Origin of the sequence: Pseudomonas sp. W2Jun17 (genome assembly GCF_023127795.1) — a bacterium.
Classification (GTDB): Bacteria; Pseudomonadota; Gammaproteobacteria; order Pseudomonadales; family Pseudomonadaceae; genus Aquipseudomonas; species Aquipseudomonas synxantha_A.
Genome location: NZ_SPKO01000025.1, coordinates 115,156 through 134,172, shown reverse-complemented (window position 1 = coordinate 134,172; position 19,017 = coordinate 115,156). Strand labels below are relative to the sequence as shown.

The window sequence follows — 19,017 nt, the reverse complement described above, 5'->3', positions numbered from 1 at the left end:
CTTTTAAACGCTTGTTGATACCTGAAATTTCCCGTTTCAATACGCGTATGCCAAACTAACCCACATATAGACAAGGTGAAAACTCTCTAATGGCCGATTGGCAGTCCCTCGATCCCGAGGCCGCTCGTGAAGCGGAAAAATATGAAAACCCTATTCCTAGCCGCGAACTGATCCTGGCGCACCTCGCCGATCGTGGTTCGCCTGCTAGCCGCGAGCAGTTGGTCGAAGAATTCGGTCTGACCACCGAAGACCAGCTCGAAGCCCTGCGCCGCCGTCTGCGTGCGATGGAGCGCGATGCTCAATTGATCTACACCCGTCGTGGCACTTACGCGCCGGTAGACAAGCTCGACCTGATCCTGGGCCGCATTGCCGGCCATCGTGACGGTTTCGGCTTCCTGATCCCGGATGACGGCAGTGACGATCTGTTCATGAGCCCGGCGCAAATGCGCCTGGTGTTCGATGGCGACCGCGCCCTGGCGCGGGTTTCCGGTCTGGACCGTCGCGGTCGTCGCGAAGGCGTGATCGTCGAAGTGGTGTCCCGTGCCCACGAGTCCATCGTCGGCCGTTACTTCGAAGAAGGCGGCATCGGCTTTGTGGTTCCGGATAACCCGAAGGTCCAGCAGGAAGTGCTGATCACCCCCGGCCGCAACGGTGCCGCCAAGGTCGGCCAGTTCGTCGAGGTGAAAATCACCCATTGGCCAACGGCGCGCTTCCAGCCCCAGGGCGATATCGTTGAAGTGGTCGGCAACTACATGGCGCCCGGCATGGAAATCGACGTTGCGCTGCGCACCTACGATATTCCTCACGTCTGGCCTGATGCCGTGCTCAAGGAAGCCGCCAAGCTCAAGCCGGAAGTCGAAGAGAAAGACAAAGAAAAACGCATCGACCTGCGTCATCTGCCGTTCGTCACCATTGACGGCGAAGATGCCCGCGACTTCGATGATGCGGTCTACTGCGAAGCCAAGCCTGGCAAGCTGCGCCTGTTCTCCGGCGGCTGGAAGCTGTACGTCGCGATTGCCGACGTGTCCAGCTACGTGAAGATCGGTTCGGCCCTGGATAACGAAGCCCAGGTGCGCGGCAACTCCGTGTACTTCCCTGAGCGCGTGATCCCGATGCTGCCTGAGCAGCTGTCCAACGGCTTGTGCTCCCTGAACCCGAAAGTCGACCGTTTGGCCATGGTGTGCGAGATGACCATCTCCAAAACCGGCGAAATGACCGACTACCAGTTCTACGAAGCGGTGATCCACTCCCAGGCGCGTCTGACCTACAACAAGGTCAGCACCATTCTGGAAACACCGAAGACCAGCGAAGCCAAGGCCCTGCGTACCGAGTACGCTGGCGTGGTCCCACACCTCAAGCAGTTGTACTCGCTGTACAAGGTGTTGCTGGGCGCCCGTCATACCCGTGGCGCGATCGATTTTGAAACCCAGGAAACCCGGATTGTTTTCGGTTCCGAGCGCAAGATCGCCGCTATCACCCCGACCACCCGTAACGACGCGCACAAGTTGATTGAGGAATGCATGCTGGCGGCCAACGTGGCCACTGCCGAGTTCCTGAAGAAGCACGAAATTCCTGCGCTGTACCGCGTCCACGACGGTCCGCCGCCGGAGCGCCTGGAAAAACTGCGCGCCTTCCTTGGTGAGCTTGGCCTGTCCCTGCATAAAGGCAAGGACGGCCCGACGCCCAAGGATTACCAGGCTTTGCTGGCCAGCATCAAGGATCGTCCGGATTACCACGTGATCCAGACCGTGATGCTGCGTTCCCTGAGCCAGGCGGTGTACAGCGCCGATAACCAGGGCCACTTTGGCCTCAACTACGAGGCGTACACCCACTTCACGTCGCCGATCCGTCGTTACCCGGATTTGCTCACGCACCGGGCGATCCGCAGCGTGATCCACTCCAGGCAGAACACCCCGCACGTCAAGCGCGCCGGTGCCATGACCATTCCGAAGGCGCGGATCTATCCGTACGACGAGGCGGCCCTGGAGCAGTTGGGCGAGCAGTGCTCCATGAGCGAGCGCCGCGCCGACGAAGCCACCCGCGACGTAGTGAACTGGCTCAAGTGCGAGTTCATGAAGGATCGCGTGGGCGAATCGTTCCCGGGCGTGATCACTGCTGTGACGGGCTTTGGTCTGTTCGTGGAACTGACCGACATCTACGTCGAGGGCCTGGTGCATGTCACCGCCTTGCCGGGTGACTACTACCACTTCGATCCTGTGCACCACCGTCTGGCGGGCGAGCGCACCGGTCGCAGCTTCCGCTTGGGCGATACCGTCGAAGTGCAGGTCATGCGCGTCGATCTGGACGAACGCAAGATCGACTTCGGTATGCCTGACAAGCCCGCTGAGCCGGCTGGCCGCAAAAAGCGTGGCAGCGAAACCGCAGCGCCGGCTTCCAAAGGCAAGGCCACTGGCGCGAAGACGGCTGCCGAGCCTGCACCTGCCAAGTCGGGGCGTCGCTCTTCCGCCAAGGAAAAGGCTCCTGAAGCCTACCGCCCAAGCGATGCTGCGGCGAAAAACGCCGAGCTGCGCAAGAGCCGCGAGTTGAAGCAGCAGCTGCTCAACGAAGCCAAAAGTGGTGGTAAAGCGGCGTCTGGGGGAAAGTCCCAAGGGGCGGAAAAACCGTCGAGCAAGCCAAGTAAACATCGTAAAGGCCCGCCAAAAGCGGGCTCTGCCCCCGCGAAAAGCGGCGGGTCGCGCAAACCTAAGGCCAAGTCATGAGTCTGGAAAAAATCTACGGCGTGCACGCCGTAGAAGCACTGCTGCGTCATCACCCCAAGCGGGTCAAGCAGGTTTGGTTGGCCGAAGGCCGCAGTGAGCCGCGTGTGCAGGCGCTGGTCGAACTGGCCACCCAAAACAAGGTTGCCATCGGCCAGGCCGAGCGTCGTGAAATGGACGTGTGGGTTGAAGGTGTACACCAGGGCGTGGTCGCGGACGTCAGCCCGAGCCAGGTATGGGGCGAGGCGATGCTCGACGAGCTGCTCGACCGTACCGAAGGCGCGCCTCTGTTGCTGGTACTGGACGGCGTGACCGACCCGCACAACCTCGGCGCCTGCCTGCGTTCGGCAGATGCTGCCGGCGCGCTTGCGGTGATCGTGCCTAAAGACAAGTCTGCAACCTTGACGCCGGTGGTGCGCAAAGTGGCTTGCGGCGCGGCAGAAGTGATTCCGCTGGTGGCCGTGACCAACCTGGCGCGCACCCTGGAGAAACTCCAGCAGCGCGGCCTGTGGGTCGTGGGTACGGCAGGCGAGGCCGAGGTCAGCATTTATGACCAGGACTTGACCGGCCCGACCATCCTGATCATGGGCGCCGAAGGCAAAGGCATGCGTCGTTTGACCCGTGAGCATTGTGATTACCTGGTGCACTTGCCGATGGCCGGTAGCGTCAGCAGCCTGAACGTATCGGTGGCGACGGGCGTGTGCCTGTTTGAAGCCCAGCGTCAGCGTGGTGCCAAGGTCAAAGCCAAGAAGTAATCCCGAGCCTGGCACAGAACCAAAATGTGGGAGGGGGCTTGCTCCCGATAGCGGTGGGTCAGTTACAGATGATGTGACTGAACTCCCGCAATCGGGAGCAAGCCCCCTCCCACATTTAATTTTGTGGTGTTTGGAAAGTTGTTCAAATAATCACCAATCACCTTGCGCCGCTTCTCCCCCTTCTCTACAATTGCGCCCCTTGCCTTCCTGGCAGGCACCGATGTGCCTCCCCTACGGCAAGATCCATAAGTGTCATTCACTCCTTGTCTGACCGTTTTTGAGCGGCAGGCTACAACCCGTAAGGAGCATTCATGCGTCATTACGAAATCATCTTTTTGGTCCACCCGGATCAAAGCGAGCAAGTCGGCGGCATGGTTGAGCGTTACACCAAGCTGATCGAAGAAGACGGCGGCAAAATCCACCGTCTGGAAGATTGGGGCCGTCGTCAACTGGCCTACGCAATCAACAATGTTCACAAGGCTCACTACGTGATGCTGAACGTTGAGTGCACTGGCAAGGCCCTGGCCGAGCTGGAAGACAACTTCCGCTACAACGATGCAGTGATCCGTAACCTGGTCATCCGTCGCGAAGAAGCCGTTACCGGCCAATCCGAGATGCTCAAGGCTGAAGAAAACCGCAGTGAGCGCCGTGAGCGTCGCGACCGTCCTGAAGAAGGCGCTGATGATAGCGCTGATGACAGTGACAACAGCGATAACGCTGACGAGTAATCCACGGACCTTATTAAGGAGCCTATCAAATGGCACGTTTCTTCCGTCGTCGTAAATTCTGCCGCTTCACCGCTGAAGACGTGAAAGAGATCGATTACAAAGATCTCAACACTCTGAAAGCTTACGTATCCGAGACCGGCAAAATCGTTCCAAGCCGTATCACCGGTACCAAAGCACGTTATCAGCGTCAGCTGGCCACCGCTATCAAGCGCGCCCGCTTCCTGGCCCTGCTGGCCTACACCGACAGCCACGGCCGCTGAGACCGGGCAGTCGACAAGTAGTAAGGGATTGAATGCATGCGCGCCTTAGCTGAGTTCATCATGCGCGGTCGCGTGCAGGCCACTCTGGTAGTGGCTGGCTGTGCGGCATTGCCGTTGCTTTATTGGTTGGGTGCTGCCGCAGGTTGCCTTGTGCTGCTGCGGCGCGGTTTGAAGGACGCCCTTGGCGTTCTTGCCCTGGGTTTGTTGCCGGCCTTGATCTGGTGGCTGCAAATGGGTGATCCACGGGTACTTCTGGTACTGCTGGGGTCATCGAGCCTTGCGTTGGTTCTGCGCGCAAGTGAGTCCTGGGTCCGTACGCTGCTGGTCAGCGTGGCATTGGGGTTGGTGTACTCAGTGATGCTTGGCGCGGCTTTCCGCCCGCAAATCGAGGCGCTGTCGCAGGAGATCGTCAAGATCCTGCCACTGGCTCTCGGGGATCTCTACCAGCAGTTGTCGGTAGATGAGCGAGCGCGGTTTGCGTCACTGATTGCCCCGGTCCTGACCGGCCTGATTGCGGCATTGTTGCAGGTCGTCAGCGTGCTGAGCCTGATTCTTGGGCGTTATTGGCAGGCGTTGTTGTACAACCCGGGTGGTTTTGGTCGCGAGTTTCGCAGTATCAGAATCCCTGCGGGGCCGGCGATGTTGCTGCTGGCGTGCATGGTTGTCGGACCGAACTTCGGTCCACAGATGGCCTTGCTGGCGCCGATTTGCAGCGTACCGCTGGTGTTTGCCGGGCTGGCCCTGATTCACGGGCTGGTTGCGCGAAAGCGCCTGGCCAGGTTCTGGCTGGTGGGGTTGTACGTCACGCTGTTGCTATTCATGCAGCTGATCTATCCGTTACTCGTGGTTCTGGCCATTGTCGACGGCCTGATTGATTTTCGCGGACGTCTGGCGTCGAAAGATGCCGATAGCGCGAACGGTGAAGGTTAAAAGTTAGAGGATTTTCACATGCAACTGATCCTTCTGGAAAAAGTCGCCAACCTGGGCAACCTGGGCGACAAAGTGAACGTTAAGGCCGGCTACGGTCGTAACTACCTGCTGCCATACGGCAAAGCCACCGCTGCAACCGCTGCCAACCTGGCTGCGTTTGAAGAGCGTCGTGCTGAGCTGGAAAAAGCCGCAGCAGACAAAAAAGCTTCGGCCGAAACTCGCGCTGCCCAACTGGCTGAGCTGGAAGTGACTATCACTGCCACCGCCGGTGACGAAGGCAAGCTGTTCGGTTCGATCGGCACCCACGACATCGCTGATGCACTGACCGCCTCCGGCGTTGAAGTGCAGAAGAGCGAAGTTCGTCTGCCGAACGGCACCATCCGCAACGTAGGCGAATTCGACGTAGCCGTGCACCTGCACGCCGAAGTTGAAGCCACCGTACGCGTTGTCGTGGTAGCAGCTTAAGTCGCACCTAACTGACTGGCACCTCGCGTGTCAGCCGGTTAACATCGGGCACGATCCTGTTTACAGGTCGTGCCTTTTGTTTTTCTACACACCCTTAAATTCCAAGTGGCCATGAACGAAATCTCCGCTCCTGAGCAATACGATCTGCAAACCGCTGCCCTGAAGGTGCCGCCGCATTCCATCGAGGCCGAACAGGCCGTGCTCGGTGGTTTGATGCTGGACAACAACGCCTGGGAACGCGTGCTGGATCAAGTCTCGGACGGTGACTTCTATCGCCATGACCACCGCCTGATCTTCCGCGCCATCGCCAAGCTGGCCGACCAGAACTCACCGATCGACGTGGTGACCCTGGCCGAGCAGCTGGACAAGGAAGGCCAGACCTCCCAGGTTGGCGGGCTGGGCTACCTCGGTGAACTGGCGAAAAACACGCCGTCCGTCGCCAACATCAAGGCCTATGCGCAGATCGTCCGCGAGCGCGCCACCCTGCGCCAGTTGATCGGCATCAGCACCGAAATCGCCGACAGCGCCTTCAACCCGGAAGGCCGTACCGCCGCCGAGATCCTTGATGAAGCCGAACGCCAGATCTTCCAGATCGCCGAAGCACGGCCCAAAACCGGTGGCCCGGTCAGCGTCAACGACCTGCTGACCAAGGCTATCGACCGTATCGATACCTTGTTCAACACCGACGCGGCCATTACCGGTATTTCCACCGGCTACACCGACCTCGACGAAAAGACCAGCGGCCTGCAGCCGTCCGACCTGATCATCGTCGCCGGCCGTCCGTCCATGGGTAAGACCACCTTTGCGATGAACCTGGTGGAAAACGCCGTACTGCGCAGCGACAAAGCGGTATTGGTGTACTCCCTCGAAATGCCAGGCGAATCGCTGATCATGCGTATGCTTTCGTCCCTGGGTCGTATCGACCAGACCAAAGTGCGTTCCGGCCAGTTGGAAGACGACGATTGGCCGCGCTTGACCTCGGCGGTCAACCTGCTCAATGACCGCAAGCTGTTCATCGACGACACGGCCGGTATCAGCCCGTCCGAGATGCGTGCGCGTACCCGCCGCCTGGTACGTGAACACGGCGATATCGCCCTGATCATGATCGACTACCTGCAGTTGATGCAGATTCCGGGCTCCAGCGGCGATAACCGTACCAACGAGATTTCCGAAATCTCCCGGTCCCTCAAAGCCCTGGCCAAGGAATTCAACTGCCCGGTGGTGGCGCTGTCCCAGCTCAACCGCTCCCTGGAACAACGCCCCAACAAGCGTCCGGTGAACTCCGACTTGCGTGAATCCGGAGCGATCGAGCAGGACGCCGACGTGATCATGTTCGTGTACCGCGACGAGGTGTACCACCCCGAAACGGAACACAAAGGCATTGCCGAGATCATTATCGGCAAGCAGCGTAACGGCCCGATCGGCTTTATTCGCCTGGCGTTCATCGGTAAGTACACGCGCTTCGAGAACCTGGCGCCGGGCAGTTACAACTTCGACGACGACGAGTAACCGTTGGCCGAGTCACTCGGCCAGGATTTGTCGAGTCAGTGTCTGGATCAGCTCGGCTTCTTCAATCGCAAGCAGGGCCTGCTGGCTATCGGTTTGCTCCTTGTAGGCCGCTTTCGACAGTAAACCGGCGGTAAGACTATCGCGTAGTGCCTCAAGTCGTTCCTGAAAGGGCTGACGCTGCGCTTCGAATTGCGCCTGGTATTTGTTGGTTATATAGACTTGCCAGAACTCTCTGGAAAGCAGCGCCTGGAATTCCTCGGGTGAATTATCCAGTGCCACTATTTTTTCATAGGCGCTGTCTAGCATGCCCTGTGTGACTCCACCCATATGGGTGTATGCCGTCCGCTGAGGCTGCCCAGGCAGTTGGAGGCGGTCTTTAAGGCCGTAGCGATAAGCCAGTCTGATCTCGACCTCCTCGCCCAGGCGCAGGCGATGCGGGCGCTTCGCTTCTTCCGATACCGTCGGATCGTTGACAATCGTTTCGCTGCGCAGGATGTCGGCTGAGGCGATTTTGTCCACTTCATGCAATCGGAACAGGCTTCTGGACAATGCCGATAACGGCTTGCCTTGTGACTGATCCATCGCCTGACTTTGGGCCCTGTATACCAGGACTGCGGTTTCCAGGTTGCCGAACGAGAAGGCCGCTCGGTCGCAGCACGCAGGTTCGCCGGCTCGATCGAAGATTTCTTTGCGCAACTGTTCGGACTCCGAACAGTTTTCGGTAATAGCGTCGATCAACTCCCAGACTCTTCGCCGATGATCCTCCTGGCCCGTACCCAGTTGCTCTAGACGCTTGAGCAGGTCGAAGAAGGGATCCGCCCCCTGCTGTTCGCGTAGCGTAGTCCATTGCGATCGCCTGGCCGAAACCTGAGCTGAGTCCAATCCCTTGGTCAAGCGTCGAAACGACTCGTCGCCCCGATTTCTAAAGGGTGCTGGCGGTCTGTTTAGCGTGGATGTGACCACTAAACGGTTTGGCTGCCCCACTTCGGCGAGTCCGGCTGTGATCAACCGGGCTGCGTAACGCCTGACCCGTGCCAACGTTTGATCGGACAACGGATTACCGGTGACAGAGGTCAAGTTATTGAGCCGTGCCGAACGGGGCAGGAGCGCGTCTGTAGGCGCGATGACGGAGTCAGGAATCTCTGTTATCTGATTGGCACTCAGGTCGATCGTGTCCAGTAGCGGTTGCTCTGCCAGGCCGGTCGGCCATGTCTCAATGCCTGTACCCGACAGATTAATCGAGCGGATGTCGGGCATCTGGCTGAAGTCGGGTGTCACGCCTAGTTGTTGGTTTCCCTGTAATACGAGGCCTCTGAGCGTGACGCGTTCCGCCAGGATGCGGGCGGTGTCCGGGGTCAGGCGAATCCGGTTGTTCTGCAGATATAAACGGGTGAGCCCATGCATTTCGCCCAAGGCTGGAGGAAGGTCCCTGAGCTGATTGTCTGCCAGGTCGAGCCAGCGTACGTGTCGGTATCGTGTCAGGAAGCTTTCTGGAGAAACGCTTAGGTACATGTTGTTCAGTTTGAGTGAGCCTACGTGACTGAAGTCCACGTCCAGGTCCGGCAGACTCGGCAGCCTCAGGCCACTGAGATCGAGTTCCAGGCCAATCGGTGTGCCATCCTTGGCCAGCATCTGCGGTGTTTCCTGTCTCCAGCAACTCAAAATGCGTTCCAGGGCGATGTTACGATCGTCCCAAGTCACTGCATTGGTTGCGAGTTGGCCAGAGCGAACATAACCCTGGCGGCGAACACCGCCTGAAAACGCCCAGGCGTCCAGTTGGGTTTGGAGCTTATGGAACTCAAGTTCGAGTCTGTCCAACTCTGCCGCCACTGTTCCTTTGGGCAAGCTCCAAAGAAACTCCCTAGCCTGCTTGAGGGTCTTGCCCGGATATAGCCGCTGATACCTTTCTATCCTGGGGTTACCCGAGTCAAACGCGCTGTCAATTGCGTCTTTGATCAGGTCCGGATGGTTTTCATGCAGATTGCGCCAGTAGCTTTCGAATTTTCTCCAGTATTGAGAGGGAAAGTCATTGCCTTGTAGCTGGGTGACGTTATTGATCCGGACGATGGTTTCCAACTGGTCGGCCGGCGGTTTCAGGTAGGTTTCGGGAACTGCACGCAGTTTGTTATTGAGCAAGTTGAGGCTTTTCAGGTTGGTCTGACTCAGTAGGCCGGCGGGCCACTGATCAATCTTTGTACTGCTGAGGTCCAGTGTTTGCAGTTTCGACATACCGCTGAAGTCGGGCGTTATCCCCAGCGGGTTTTCCGATAGATCGATATGTTCAAGCTGGGTAAGGCCGGCCAATTTTTCAGCACTGGGTACATCCAGCCTGATCTGGTTCGAACTCAAGTTCAGCGTGGTCAATTGACTCATGTTGCCGATCGCGGTGGGGAGTTTGTCGAGCTTGGAGTGTGTGATGCTCAGTCGCTCCAGGTTGGAGAAATTGCCCATGAACGTATCCGTCGCATCCGACCAGTTAATCGACACAAGATCCAACTCCCGCACATGGCTGAAGTCGGCTTTCAACCCGGGAAGCGCGGAGGTGCCTGACGGCATTGTGAATGATGTCCCGGTCTCACGACGCCAGCAGCGCTTGATCTCATCGGTAGCAAGCTTGGCCCAGCTTGTAGATTCGGAAGCGTTTGCATGTCGCCATGCCTTCAACTCCCTGCTGAGGTTTCTGTACTCGGCTTCTCGTCTATCCAGCCCGCCAGCAATGTCATTGCCAAGAGACTGGATAAACGCGTTGATCTGTCCTTCGTCAAATGACGGGAACAAGCTGTGTACCCGACGCTGCGGGCTGCGCAGTTGATTTAAGGCTGCGCTGGCACTGTCGGCCACTTGCCGGAAGAACGACCAGTCATGTCTCTCGCCTCGTACGCCCCCCGGTGCGCCGACGATGGCGCTGACCCAGACATTGGCGGCGTTGCGCCTGATGGCGTGGCTTGCACCGAGGCGACTGCTGTTGTAGACGTTAGCCGCGTCCATCGCCACGGGATCGCCAGGTTTGACGATGCGCCAGACTTTGCCTGCCGCCGAGGAAGCATCGCGGTCGAGCATGACTTGATAGGTGCCGCCGTCGATCGTCACGTATTGACGCCCGCTCAGGGCATGGACGCCGTCTGCATCGGCATTGTCCGGCACCTGCTTGTGGGGTATCCGCAAACCACTGATGCTCTGGTTCGATAGCGGCGACTCCCGCGATTGTGTGAGGAATTCTGGCAGGTACGCCTGCTGTACGCGCGCTTGCTCAAGCACGTCCTGAGCCAGCACGGCGGTGTCGTGGCGACCAAGGCCCAGCTCATTGCGTTGGGTTTCGGTGAGAGTGCGCAAGGTGGCACCGAGTAAGCTGTTTTCCCCGACGGCCGCCGTTTTCAGATCGCCACTGTCCGGTCGGTAGCCAGCATATTCAGTGCCGGACTTGACCAACATGACGAAGCTGTCTGCGTCTTCGCTCCCATAGGTGTCCAGCAGGGATCCTCGACGGATGGTCCGCCCGGTCTGATCGGTAGAGCCTTGATACACCTGCACGCCGACATCGCTTGGCCAACCTGGCAAGAGCGTCAGCAGATTGCAGAACAGGGCTTCACTGTGCGCGTTGAGGCCGAGGCCGCTTGGGTCCGAAAGTGCGTTGAGCGCCTCAGTGATGATGCTTTGTTGAAGACTTTTGTGAATGGCCTCGCGTACCGGAGCTTCCAGGAAGGAGTACAGGCCGACGTCGCGTAATGAGGGATGACGACGCAGCAAGTCTGCAGCCATTGCCCGTGAAAGGTCCGGAAAGCGACGCCGCAACAGGCCGATTGCCAGGTCATCACTGGTGGGCTGGCCGGACAGCGCCGTGGGTGCAAACCGAGCTGCTGAATTTTTTGCATTCAGGTGGTCGCGCGGTTGGCCGTCGCGTAACGCCTCATACACAGCGGCTTGATGTGCTTGAAGGTGTGTCGCTATTTTTTTTCTCAGCTCAAGCAATCGGCTCGCCAGGTGTTGATCTTCACTGCTGTGGCCTGTCTTACCCAACCTGCTATTGGGGACGAGCCGTTCATGTTCCTGCAATACCTGTTGCATGAGCGAGCCCACCGGCGAGCCAAATGCCAGTGCCAGGTAACGATCGCGGCCGTCCTGGCGTAGTTCGATTGTGGCCAAGGGCTGTGTGTTGCCCGCGAGCACCGGTGCGTGGCTGGACAGCAAGGTTTTGCCGTCAGGGGCATACAGTTTGATCGTGCAGGTGCCCAGGTCGGCCAGTAGCGCAGGCATGACCTGATCGGCAATGGGCGGCAGCGGGCCATCGCTCTGCCTGAGCGCCGCTTGTAACTGGGTGAGCCCTTCGCGCAGTTGCTGATTCTCTATGGCCTGCGTCAGTGCGACGGGCGCGCGCCGGCGATCGAACCAGATATCCAGCAGATCCTGGCGATCCACCCGCGCGACATCCAGCGAGCGCTTACAAGCTGTCGGGCTCAGCGGCAGCTCGCTGGGCGAGATCATGTGCTGCAACAGTTGGGCTTCGTTCAGCGCACGGGTATCGATCGGGTCGAGTGTCCAGCGGTCATGCTTGGCTGAATAGGTAACGTAGGGCTGAATGCTTGAAGAACCGTGCATGTCCAGTTGATAGCGCCCGGAGATTTTTTCGAGGGTGACCTGGGCGAATCTGGTTTGGTTGTCGACCTGTAGCTTGATGTAGCTTCGGTTGTCCTTTTCAAACAGGCCTTGAGGGTTTTGTTCAACTCCCGACAGGTAGTTGGGGTCGATTTGTGTGTAGTCGTTGATGAACCACAACCCAGGCTTGCCGTTCGTGCCAAGAGCATAGTTGGGGTTACCCAGCGCGTTCATCAACTGACGGGTGCGGCGTGCAGACAACTTGGCTGCCGCCCCCTGCAAGCGCAGCCCCACCAGCAGGTCAAGGATGTCGCCGACAGCTTGCACCAGCTCGGCCTGCTGGCCTCGGCGCAGCGCCGCAATGGCAGACCAGGTCTGATAGACGAGGGCGCCCAGCATTGCGACCAACATGATTTTGCCCAAGCCCGTCACACCGCCGGGGAGGGGGATCAGCAGCATCGACAAGGTTTCGCTGACCAGATAGGTGGCCAACGCAACGGCGGCCTCCTGGTCGGCGAGTTTATTGGTGCGGGCCAGTCGGATAAGGTCCGATTGTATCGGCCACGCCTGGTGGATCGGCAAGGTGTGGGCGAGGCAACGGATGTCCGTGCCGATTTTTTCCACCGCCAGTTTTTGTCTGTTTGGGGTCTTGCTGGCGAACAGGTCATACAGGATTTTGGCATGCCAGGCGAGCTCGTCCCGGTTGACCTTCAGCGGTTTGATAAAGGCTCGCAGCTTTTCCTGATTGTTCAGGGAGATGGCCTTCATGAACCAACTGAAGTGTGCCAGCCCCACGTCGTTGCGGATCTGGTCCTGCAGCGAGTCCACGGCTTCTTGCCTGGAGGCATGTCGGCGTAGCGCGCCATTGGGGCGGTCCGGGAAGTAGCTGTAGACGCAAGAGCCGTCGGGCGTGTCAAAGCGACGAGTAAAGAACGGCAGGGCAATCTTTTCGCCGCCGGCGTCCAGTTGGTAGAGGTCCCAATACACGCTGGTGTCGAACAGCCAGTCTTTAAGTTCATTGAATTCCCATTCGCTGATACTCCAGGACTCATTGGTGCGGTAGGCGTCCCTCAATGCGACCAGCAGCTTGGTGCTTTGCAGGCCGAATAGCGGATTGGACAGACGCTTCTTGAACTCTTTTTCGATGTAGTCGCTGATGCGCGTGCCGATGTCCACGCTCCTTGCTACGGCCACGAAGGCTTTGACGCTGATGACGTCGCCGCTGATAGAGCTGGCGCGTTGTTCTTCGGTGGAGAAATACGCAGTAAACCCGAAGTTGCGATACGCCGCCTCCAGCAAGGTGATCGAGCGTTCGTACTCACGTATGCCCAGGTCCTCTTTGTAGATGCGCACGTTGTTGCCCAGGCGGTCGTTGGCGGGGAGGTCATCCTGGGAGGCCGGTAGCTGCCGGATCCGCGTCTTCAGGTAAGTGGTACGCGAGTTGATGACCGTGCCGGTTTTGCTCTTCAGCGCGCTGTCCAGAGCGTCGACCATTTGCTGGCTCAAGTCGTTGTAAAGATCTGTGAGGGCGTTGCCGAGGGTTTGCTCGCGCTCCACCAGATCCTTGCTCAGACGCAGGTATTCTTTTTGCTCGTCCACGCCCATTTTGCCCATGAAGGCATTTACGTTTTCCTGTATCAGTTGAAAGATCTGTTGTTCGGCCCAGCTTTCGTTGGTGAGTAATGCAGGTTGCTCTGCATCAAAGGTGACTGAGTTGGTCATGGTGTGTGCTCGGGAAGAGAGCGCTTGGCACAGCAGCGTGGCAGGCGCTCTGTTGGAAAGATTGAGCGACATTAGGGCCGGCAGTACCAGAAGAAGAGGTGCATAAAGCTGTGCGCTGAAAACGCCTGGTAGTTGCACCCTCAATGACGACGCGTGATCAGCGCGCCTATGTGGGCCTCGCCCCCCCAGCAAAACCGGGCTATAAGCACCGTCGGGCGCGGTGTGGCTAAAAGCCGACCATTGCCGTCGGAATTGGTCAAAATTTGTGCTATATTCCGCGCCCGCGATTTTTCATCTCAACACCGGTCACCGTCATGCAAACAGCCAAGCCGTTATTTGACTATCCCAAGTACTGGGCCGAATGTTTCGGTCCTGCGCCATTCCTGCCGATGAGCAGGGAGGAGATGGATCAGCTTGGCTGGGATTCCTGCGACATCATCATCGTCACCGGTGATGCGTATGTGGATCACCCATCGTTCGGCATGGCGATCATCGGCCGGCTGCTGGAGTCCCAGGGCTTTCGCGTCGGGATCATCGCCCAGCCGAACTGGCAGTCCAAAGACGACTTCATGAAGCTCGGCGAGCCGAACCTGTTCTTCGGCGTCGCGGCCGGCAACATGGACTCGATGATCAACCGCTACACCGCCGACAAGAAAATCCGCTCCGACGACGCCTACACCCCAGGCGGCATGGCCGGCAAACGCCCGGACCGCGCCAGCCTGGTGTACAGCCAGCGCTGCAAGGAAGCCTACAAGAACGTGCCGATCGTGCTTGGCGGCATCGAAGCTTCCCTGCGGCGCATCGCCCACTACGACTACTGGCAGGACCGGGTGCGCAACTCGATCCTGATCGACGCTACCGCCGATATCCTGCTGTACGGCAACGCCGAGCGCGCCATTGTCGAAGTCGCCCAGCGCCTGTCGTGGGGCCACAAGATCGAAGACATCACCGACGTGCGCGGCACCGCGTTCATTCGCCGTGATACACCCGCGGGCTGGTACGAAGTGGACTCCACGCGCATCGACCGTCCGGGCAAGGTCGACAAGATCATCAACCCGTACGTGAACACCCAGGACACCCAGGCCTGCGCCATCGAGCAAGAGAAAGGTCCGGTGGATGACCCGGAAGAAGCCAAGGTCGTGCAGATCCTGGCCAGCCCGCGCATGACCCGCGACAAGACTGTGATCCGCCTGCCGTCGGTGGAAAAAGTCCGCGGCGACGCGGTGCTCTACGCCCACGCCAACCGCGTGCTGCACCTGGAAACCAACCCAGGCAACGCCCGCGCCCTGGTGCAGAAGCATGGTGACGTGGACGTTTGGTTCAACCCGCCGCCCATCCCGATGACCACCGAAGAAATGGACTACGTGTTCGGTATGCCTTATGCCCGCGTGCCGCACCCTGCGTATGGCAACGAGAAAATCCCGGCCTACGACATGATCCGCTTCTCGGTAAACATCATGCGTGGCTGCTTCGGCGGCTGCACCTTCTGCTCGATCACCGAGCACGAAGGCCGCATCATCCAGAACCGTTCCGAAGAGTCGATCATTCGCGAAATCGAAGAAATCCGTGACAAGGTGCCGGGCTTCACCGGGGTGATCTCCGATCTCGGCGGGCCTACCGCGAACATGTACCGCATTGCCTGCAAGAGCCCGGAAATCGAATCCGCGTGCCGCAAGCCGTCGTGCGTGTTCCCCGGCATTTGCCCGAACCTGAATACCGACCACTCCTCCTTGATCCAGCTGTACCGCAGCGCCCGTGCATTGCCGGGTGTGAAGAAGATTTTGATTGCTTCCGGCCTGCGCTACGACCTGGCCGTCGAGTCGCCTGAGTACGTGAAAGAGCTGGTGACCCATCACGTGGGTGGCTACCTGAAGATCGCCCCGGAACACACCGAGGAAGGCCCGCTCAACCAGATGATGAAACCGGGCATCGGCAGCTATGACAAGTTCAAGCGCATGTTCGAGAAGTACACCAAGGAAGCGGGCAAGGAGCAGTACCTGATCCCGTACTTCATCGCCGCCCACCCGGGTACCACCGATGAAGACATGATGAACCTGGCCCTGTGGCTCAAGGGCAACGGCTTCCGTGCCGATCAGGTGCAGGCGTTCTACCCGTCGCCGATGGCCACCGCCACCGCGATGTACCACTCGGGCAAGAACCCGCTGCGCAAGGTCACCTACAAGAGCGACGCGGTGACCATCGTCAAGAGCGAAGAGCAGCGCCGTCTGCACAAGGCGTTCCTGCGTTATCACGACCCGAAAGGCTGGCCAATGTTGCGTGAAGCACTGACGCGCATGGGCCGCGCCGACCTGATCGGGCCGGGTAAAGACCAGTTGATCCCGCTGCACCAGCCGTCCACCGACAGCTACCAGAGCGCCCGGCGTAAGAACTCGACGCCGGCCGGCAGCCATAAGGTCGCCAAGGAAACCACCACCAAGATCCTCACCCAGCACACCGGCCTGCCACCCCGTGGCAGCGACGGCAGCAACCCGTGGGACAAGCGCGAGCAAGCCAAGGCTGCGGCCCAGGCGCGCAATAAGCAGGCGGCCAAAGAGCGCAGCGATGCGGCCAAGGGCAAGGGCGGCAAGCCTACGCGCAAGCCGGTTGTGCCGCGTTGATCGACGCCTGAAATGCAAAACGCCAGCCTCGTGCTGGCGTTTTGCTTTCTGGTCGGTGGTGAGTCTGTTTGGTAAGGTGGCGCCCATTAGATTGCTATCGCAGGCAAGCCAGCTCCCACACTTGGAATGCATTCCCCTGTGGGAGCTGGCTTGCCTGCGATGAGGCCGGTCTGGGCACTCTCGATTTCAAGGAAGAACACTTATGGGCAACCCCTTGCTCAACATCGGCATGGACTCCAACCGCTCCCAATTCATGGCGCGCCAGCGCATCGAAAGCCAGATCAACCTGCCGCGGCTGTTCGCGGCTATCGACGCAGACCCCGGCATTGTCGGCGCCGGCGTGGTGTACATCGACGCCGACTTCAACGTAATAACCCTGCGCGAATTCAAGCCCATTTGCAGCATCAGGCCCAAGCGCATCATTTTGCGCGAGGCGCAGAAGTACATCTCGCCTGCCCAGTTTGTAGAACAGGTGAAGACCGATCCCCGTGAAGGACGCCTCCAAAAGGAAGCCTTTGATATGGGCCTTTCCTGCGGCGCGGCGGTGATTGGTTGGATCGTGGTGTTCAGCGGCAGCGTCGCGGTACCGTTCACGGCCGGTGCCAGTGCTTTTGTGGTGGGCATTGGCATCACGGCGGCATTGGCCAGCAGCGCTCAATGCGGGTTCGGTGTGGCGCGTACCTATAACGAGATACTCGATCCCGATGCCAACGACCGCATGGACGATGCGCAATGGTATGACGCGGTTTCACCTATTCTGGATGCGGCCTCTTTGGTAGGCATCGGCACGGGGGCCTTTACCACGCTAAGACTGCTCAAGGCCAACAAGGCCGCTGCATTGGGCAAGAGCTGGTATCAGTTGCTCAAAGGCCTGAGCCGCCAGGAGCGCAAGAAGTTGACCAAGGAACTGCTTAGCCTCAAGGATCCAAGCCTGACGCCCAAGTTGCTCAAACTGCAACAGCGCGCCGGTAAGCTGACCAAGAGCTTCAGCAACACTGAAATCCGCCACGCCACCCTGACTCAGTTGAAGGATGCGCTGGGCGGCGTATTGGGTGTCGTCGGCAGCTATCGAACGGGGCATGTCGGTACGGCCAGCACCATAGCGATCGGCTTGTACGAGGACTTGACCGAATGAACGGCGTTCCCGATATGCGCAGTTTTCTTGCCCGTTATTTTCCCGTGTTCATGGGCACCGTCTTCATGGCGATTTTCTCTGGTTCAGTTGCGGTCTCAACGGCAGGGGTGACGTATTTGCGCAGTGTTGAGCCTGCGCTCAAGTCCAGCTGTTCAGGGGCTGCGATCCTGGTGTTGGTGGCGGTGCTGGTATTTGGCAATGTGATGATCGCGCGTGGTTATCCATGGGCGGCGCGCCTGGTGGCGGGTTACCTTGGCACGTGCCTGCTGTTCGTATTACCGATGATTCAATACGACCTCAATCGCCTGGTGTACGGCTCGGCGGTGTTGTTTCCGCTGCTGGGATTGCTGTTGCTCAACAGCAAGCGCCATCGTGAAATGCGCCAGCGGTTACTCGAAATACGCCACCTGCGCCAGGCGGTGATTGCCCAGCGAAAAGCTCGTTGATTGGGTAGATTCACCAGCTGTGGCTGCGCCTTCGCCAGAAAATCAATCCAGTCTCCACCGTTTCAAGGAAGAACACCCATGGGCAATCCCTTGGCCGGCTCGGCATGATCAGGAAGTGCCTGTCGTGCTAAAGCGAAGCTTCTGACATTTTTTGAGGACTGCCACTCTTTAATCTCTGCACTCTTGTGAAAAACCGGAGTAAAGGGATGACTTCCAGCGTGTTGAAAGACGGGTTTCCCAGGGCGCATTTGACGACACGGCAGTGGGTCGAAAGCAGTATTGATCCAAGTAAGTTGTTTGCGGCCATTGATGCTGATTCGGCCGTTGTCGGCGCGAGGGTGGTGTATCTCGATGCTCAGATGCGGGCGATTGTGTCGCGTGAGTCGCAGGTGGCGTTCGAGGCGGTGAATACGGGATTGGCGTGTACGTCGGCGGTGATCAACCATCCGGAAATGCCCCGAAAAATGATCAAGCTCAAACAAATCGCCGCAGAGATGCCAAAGCGTTACACCTCGGCCGAAGTCAGGAATGGAACGATCTTTCAGATGCTTGATGCCCTTGATTCTGCATCGGCGGTTGCTGGGAACTTACGGTCCGGAAATATCCGGCCCATAGCAGTTGGGTTGTATGAGGGGGGCCCAGAATGAGGCTTATCACAAGGAGGTATCTTGTCCCCATCCGCCCTTTTCTGATTCGTAACTTCCCCGTGTTTATTGGCGTAATTCTTTCGGGGCTATTTGGCAGCTCCGCTGTTGTGGTGCTAGTGGAAAACTATTACTTCCCCTTGTTATCGAACGCGGCTGCTGAGATTACCGGTTTGGTGTTGGTCGTTTTTATCACCCACTGCAATTTCATGATTGTCTGTGGGCGTCCTAAGTGGACCTGGGGCATGTATGCCCTTTTTATCGCCTGCCTGTTGGTTGCTGTGCCAGGTTATCATTTTTCGCCGAACTTCCTTTACGCTGAGTGCTTCTTCTGGCCGATCCTCGGCCTGCTACTGCTTCGCAGCAAACGCCATCGGGAAATGCGTGCCGCCTACGTAGAACTTCGCCACATGCGCGCGAAAGTCGTGGCAGCTGTTAAAAAGCGCCGCAAACACGAGTGCGCAATTATCAGAATAAAAAAACCGAGGTGATCCC

General features: G+C 58.7%; 13 protein-coding genes. 12 read left to right on the top strand and 1 reads right to left on the bottom strand.

From position 1 onward, the window contains the following. The first annotated feature begins 89 nt into the window (after positions 1–89). From rnr to dnaB, 7 genes are all read left to right on the top strand, one after another. A complete protein-coding gene (gene rnr / locus E4O98_RS14230; RefSeq protein WP_032878192.1) occupies positions 90–2,720 on the top strand; it encodes a ribonuclease R in 2,631 nt (876 codons plus the stop codon). Further along, entirely contained in the window at positions 2,717–3,472 is a 756-nt protein-coding gene (gene rlmB / locus E4O98_RS14225) for a 23S rRNA (guanosine(2251)-2'-O)-methyltransferase RlmB (protein WP_021493242.1), read from the top strand. The genes rnr and rlmB overlap by 4 nt, the downstream gene beginning before the upstream one ends. Positions 3,473–3,783: 311 nt before the next feature. Continuing rightward, positions 3,784–4,200, top strand: a complete 417-nt coding sequence (rpsF, locus tag E4O98_RS14220; protein WP_005784250.1) for a 30S ribosomal protein S6 — start codon at positions 3,784–3,786, stop codon at positions 4,198–4,200. Between the two features lie 29 nt (positions 4,201–4,229). After that, positions 4,230–4,460: a 30S ribosomal protein S18 gene (rpsR, locus tag E4O98_RS14215; protein ID WP_002551829.1), complete on the top strand. Its 231-nt coding sequence runs from the start codon at positions 4,230–4,232 to the stop codon at positions 4,458–4,460. 36 nt (positions 4,461–4,496) lie between these two features. After that, on the top strand, positions 4,497–5,390 hold the full coding sequence (locus E4O98_RS14210) for a hypothetical protein (RefSeq protein WP_005784252.1): 894 nt from the start codon (positions 4,497–4,499) through the stop codon (positions 5,388–5,390). A gap of 18 nt (positions 5,391–5,408) precedes the next feature. Beyond that, the gene (gene rplI, locus E4O98_RS14205; protein ID WP_003171376.1) at positions 5,409–5,855 is read left to right on the top strand and encodes a 50S ribosomal protein L9; all 447 of its coding nucleotides are present in this window, start codon (positions 5,409–5,411) and stop codon (positions 5,853–5,855) included. Between the two features lie 111 nt (positions 5,856–5,966). Then, positions 5,967–7,364, top strand: a complete 1,398-nt coding sequence (gene dnaB, locus E4O98_RS14200; RefSeq protein ID WP_003188079.1) for a replicative DNA helicase — start codon at positions 5,967–5,969, stop codon at positions 7,362–7,364. A gap of 12 nt (positions 7,365–7,376) precedes the next feature. On the opposite strand, the gene E4O98_RS14195 is transcribed toward dnaB, so the two are convergent. Next, on the bottom strand, positions 7,377–13,679 hold the full coding sequence (locus tag E4O98_RS14195; protein ID WP_248135557.1) for an NEL-type E3 ubiquitin ligase domain-containing protein: 6,303 nt from the start codon (positions 13,677–13,679) through the stop codon (positions 7,377–7,379). Positions 13,680–13,993: 314 nt separating this feature from the next. Between E4O98_RS14195 and E4O98_RS14190 the strand changes: the two genes are divergently transcribed. The 5 genes from E4O98_RS14190 (at position 13,994) to E4O98_RS14170 (ending at position 19,013) form a co-directional block, all read left to right on the top strand. After that, entirely contained in the window at positions 13,994–16,297 is a 2,304-nt protein-coding gene (locus E4O98_RS14190) for a YgiQ family radical SAM protein (protein ID WP_248135555.1), read from the top strand. Between the two features lie 202 nt (positions 16,298–16,499). Then, complete coding sequence (locus tag E4O98_RS14185) at positions 16,500–17,432, top strand: NAD synthetase (RefSeq protein WP_103733906.1); 933 nt, start codon at positions 16,500–16,502, stop codon at positions 17,430–17,432. Then, positions 17,429–17,878 carry a hypothetical protein gene (locus tag E4O98_RS14180; protein ID WP_103733905.1) on the top strand — a complete coding sequence of 150 codons (450 nt, stop codon included), beginning with the start codon at positions 17,429–17,431 and terminating at the stop codon, positions 17,876–17,878. The genes E4O98_RS14185 and E4O98_RS14180 overlap by 4 nt, the downstream gene beginning before the upstream one ends. A 206-nt stretch (positions 17,879–18,084) precedes the next feature. Next, positions 18,085–18,525, top strand: coding sequence for a hypothetical protein (locus tag E4O98_RS14175; protein ID WP_103733904.1), 441 nt, complete (start codon positions 18,085–18,087; stop codon positions 18,523–18,525). Further along, positions 18,522–19,013 carry a hypothetical protein gene (locus tag E4O98_RS14170; RefSeq protein WP_103733903.1) on the top strand — a complete coding sequence of 164 codons (492 nt, stop codon included), beginning with the start codon at positions 18,522–18,524 and terminating at the stop codon, positions 19,011–19,013. The genes E4O98_RS14175 and E4O98_RS14170 overlap by 4 nt, the downstream gene beginning before the upstream one ends. The last annotated feature ends 4 nt before the right edge of the window (positions 19,014–19,017 follow it).

What these genes read in the sequence shown, in the direction of transcription:
- E4O98_RS14175 (WP_103733904.1), top strand. Translation starts at nt 18,085, where the DNA reads ATGACTTCCAGCGTGTTGAAAGACGGGTTTCCCAGGGCGCATTTGACG.
- E4O98_RS14180 (WP_103733905.1), top strand. Translation starts at nt 17,429, where the DNA reads ATGAACGGCGTTCCCGATATGCGCAGTTTTCTTGCCCGTTATTTTCCC.
- rnr (WP_032878192.1), top strand. Translation starts at nt 90, where the DNA reads ATGGCCGATTGGCAGTCCCTCGATCCCGAGGCCGCTCGTGAAGCGGAA.
- E4O98_RS14185 (WP_103733906.1), top strand. Translation starts at nt 16,500, where the DNA reads ATGGGCAACCCCTTGCTCAACATCGGCATGGACTCCAACCGCTCCCAA.
- E4O98_RS14195 (WP_248135557.1), bottom strand. Translation starts at nt 13,679, where the DNA reads ATGACCAACTCAGTCACCTTTGATGCAGAGCAACCTGCATTACTCACC.
- rpsF (WP_005784250.1), top strand. Translation starts at nt 3,784, where the DNA reads ATGCGTCATTACGAAATCATCTTTTTGGTCCACCCGGATCAAAGCGAG.
- E4O98_RS14170 (WP_103733903.1), top strand. Translation starts at nt 18,522, where the DNA reads ATGAGGCTTATCACAAGGAGGTATCTTGTCCCCATCCGCCCTTTTCTG.
- dnaB (WP_003188079.1), top strand. Translation starts at nt 5,967, where the DNA reads ATGAACGAAATCTCCGCTCCTGAGCAATACGATCTGCAAACCGCTGCC.
- E4O98_RS14190 (WP_248135555.1), top strand. Translation starts at nt 13,994, where the DNA reads ATGCAAACAGCCAAGCCGTTATTTGACTATCCCAAGTACTGGGCCGAA.
- rlmB (WP_021493242.1), top strand. Translation starts at nt 2,717, where the DNA reads ATGAGTCTGGAAAAAATCTACGGCGTGCACGCCGTAGAAGCACTGCTG.
- E4O98_RS14210 (WP_005784252.1), top strand. Translation starts at nt 4,497, where the DNA reads ATGCGCGCCTTAGCTGAGTTCATCATGCGCGGTCGCGTGCAGGCCACT.
- rplI (WP_003171376.1), top strand. Translation starts at nt 5,409, where the DNA reads ATGCAACTGATCCTTCTGGAAAAAGTCGCCAACCTGGGCAACCTGGGC.
- rpsR (WP_002551829.1), top strand. Translation starts at nt 4,230, where the DNA reads ATGGCACGTTTCTTCCGTCGTCGTAAATTCTGCCGCTTCACCGCTGAA.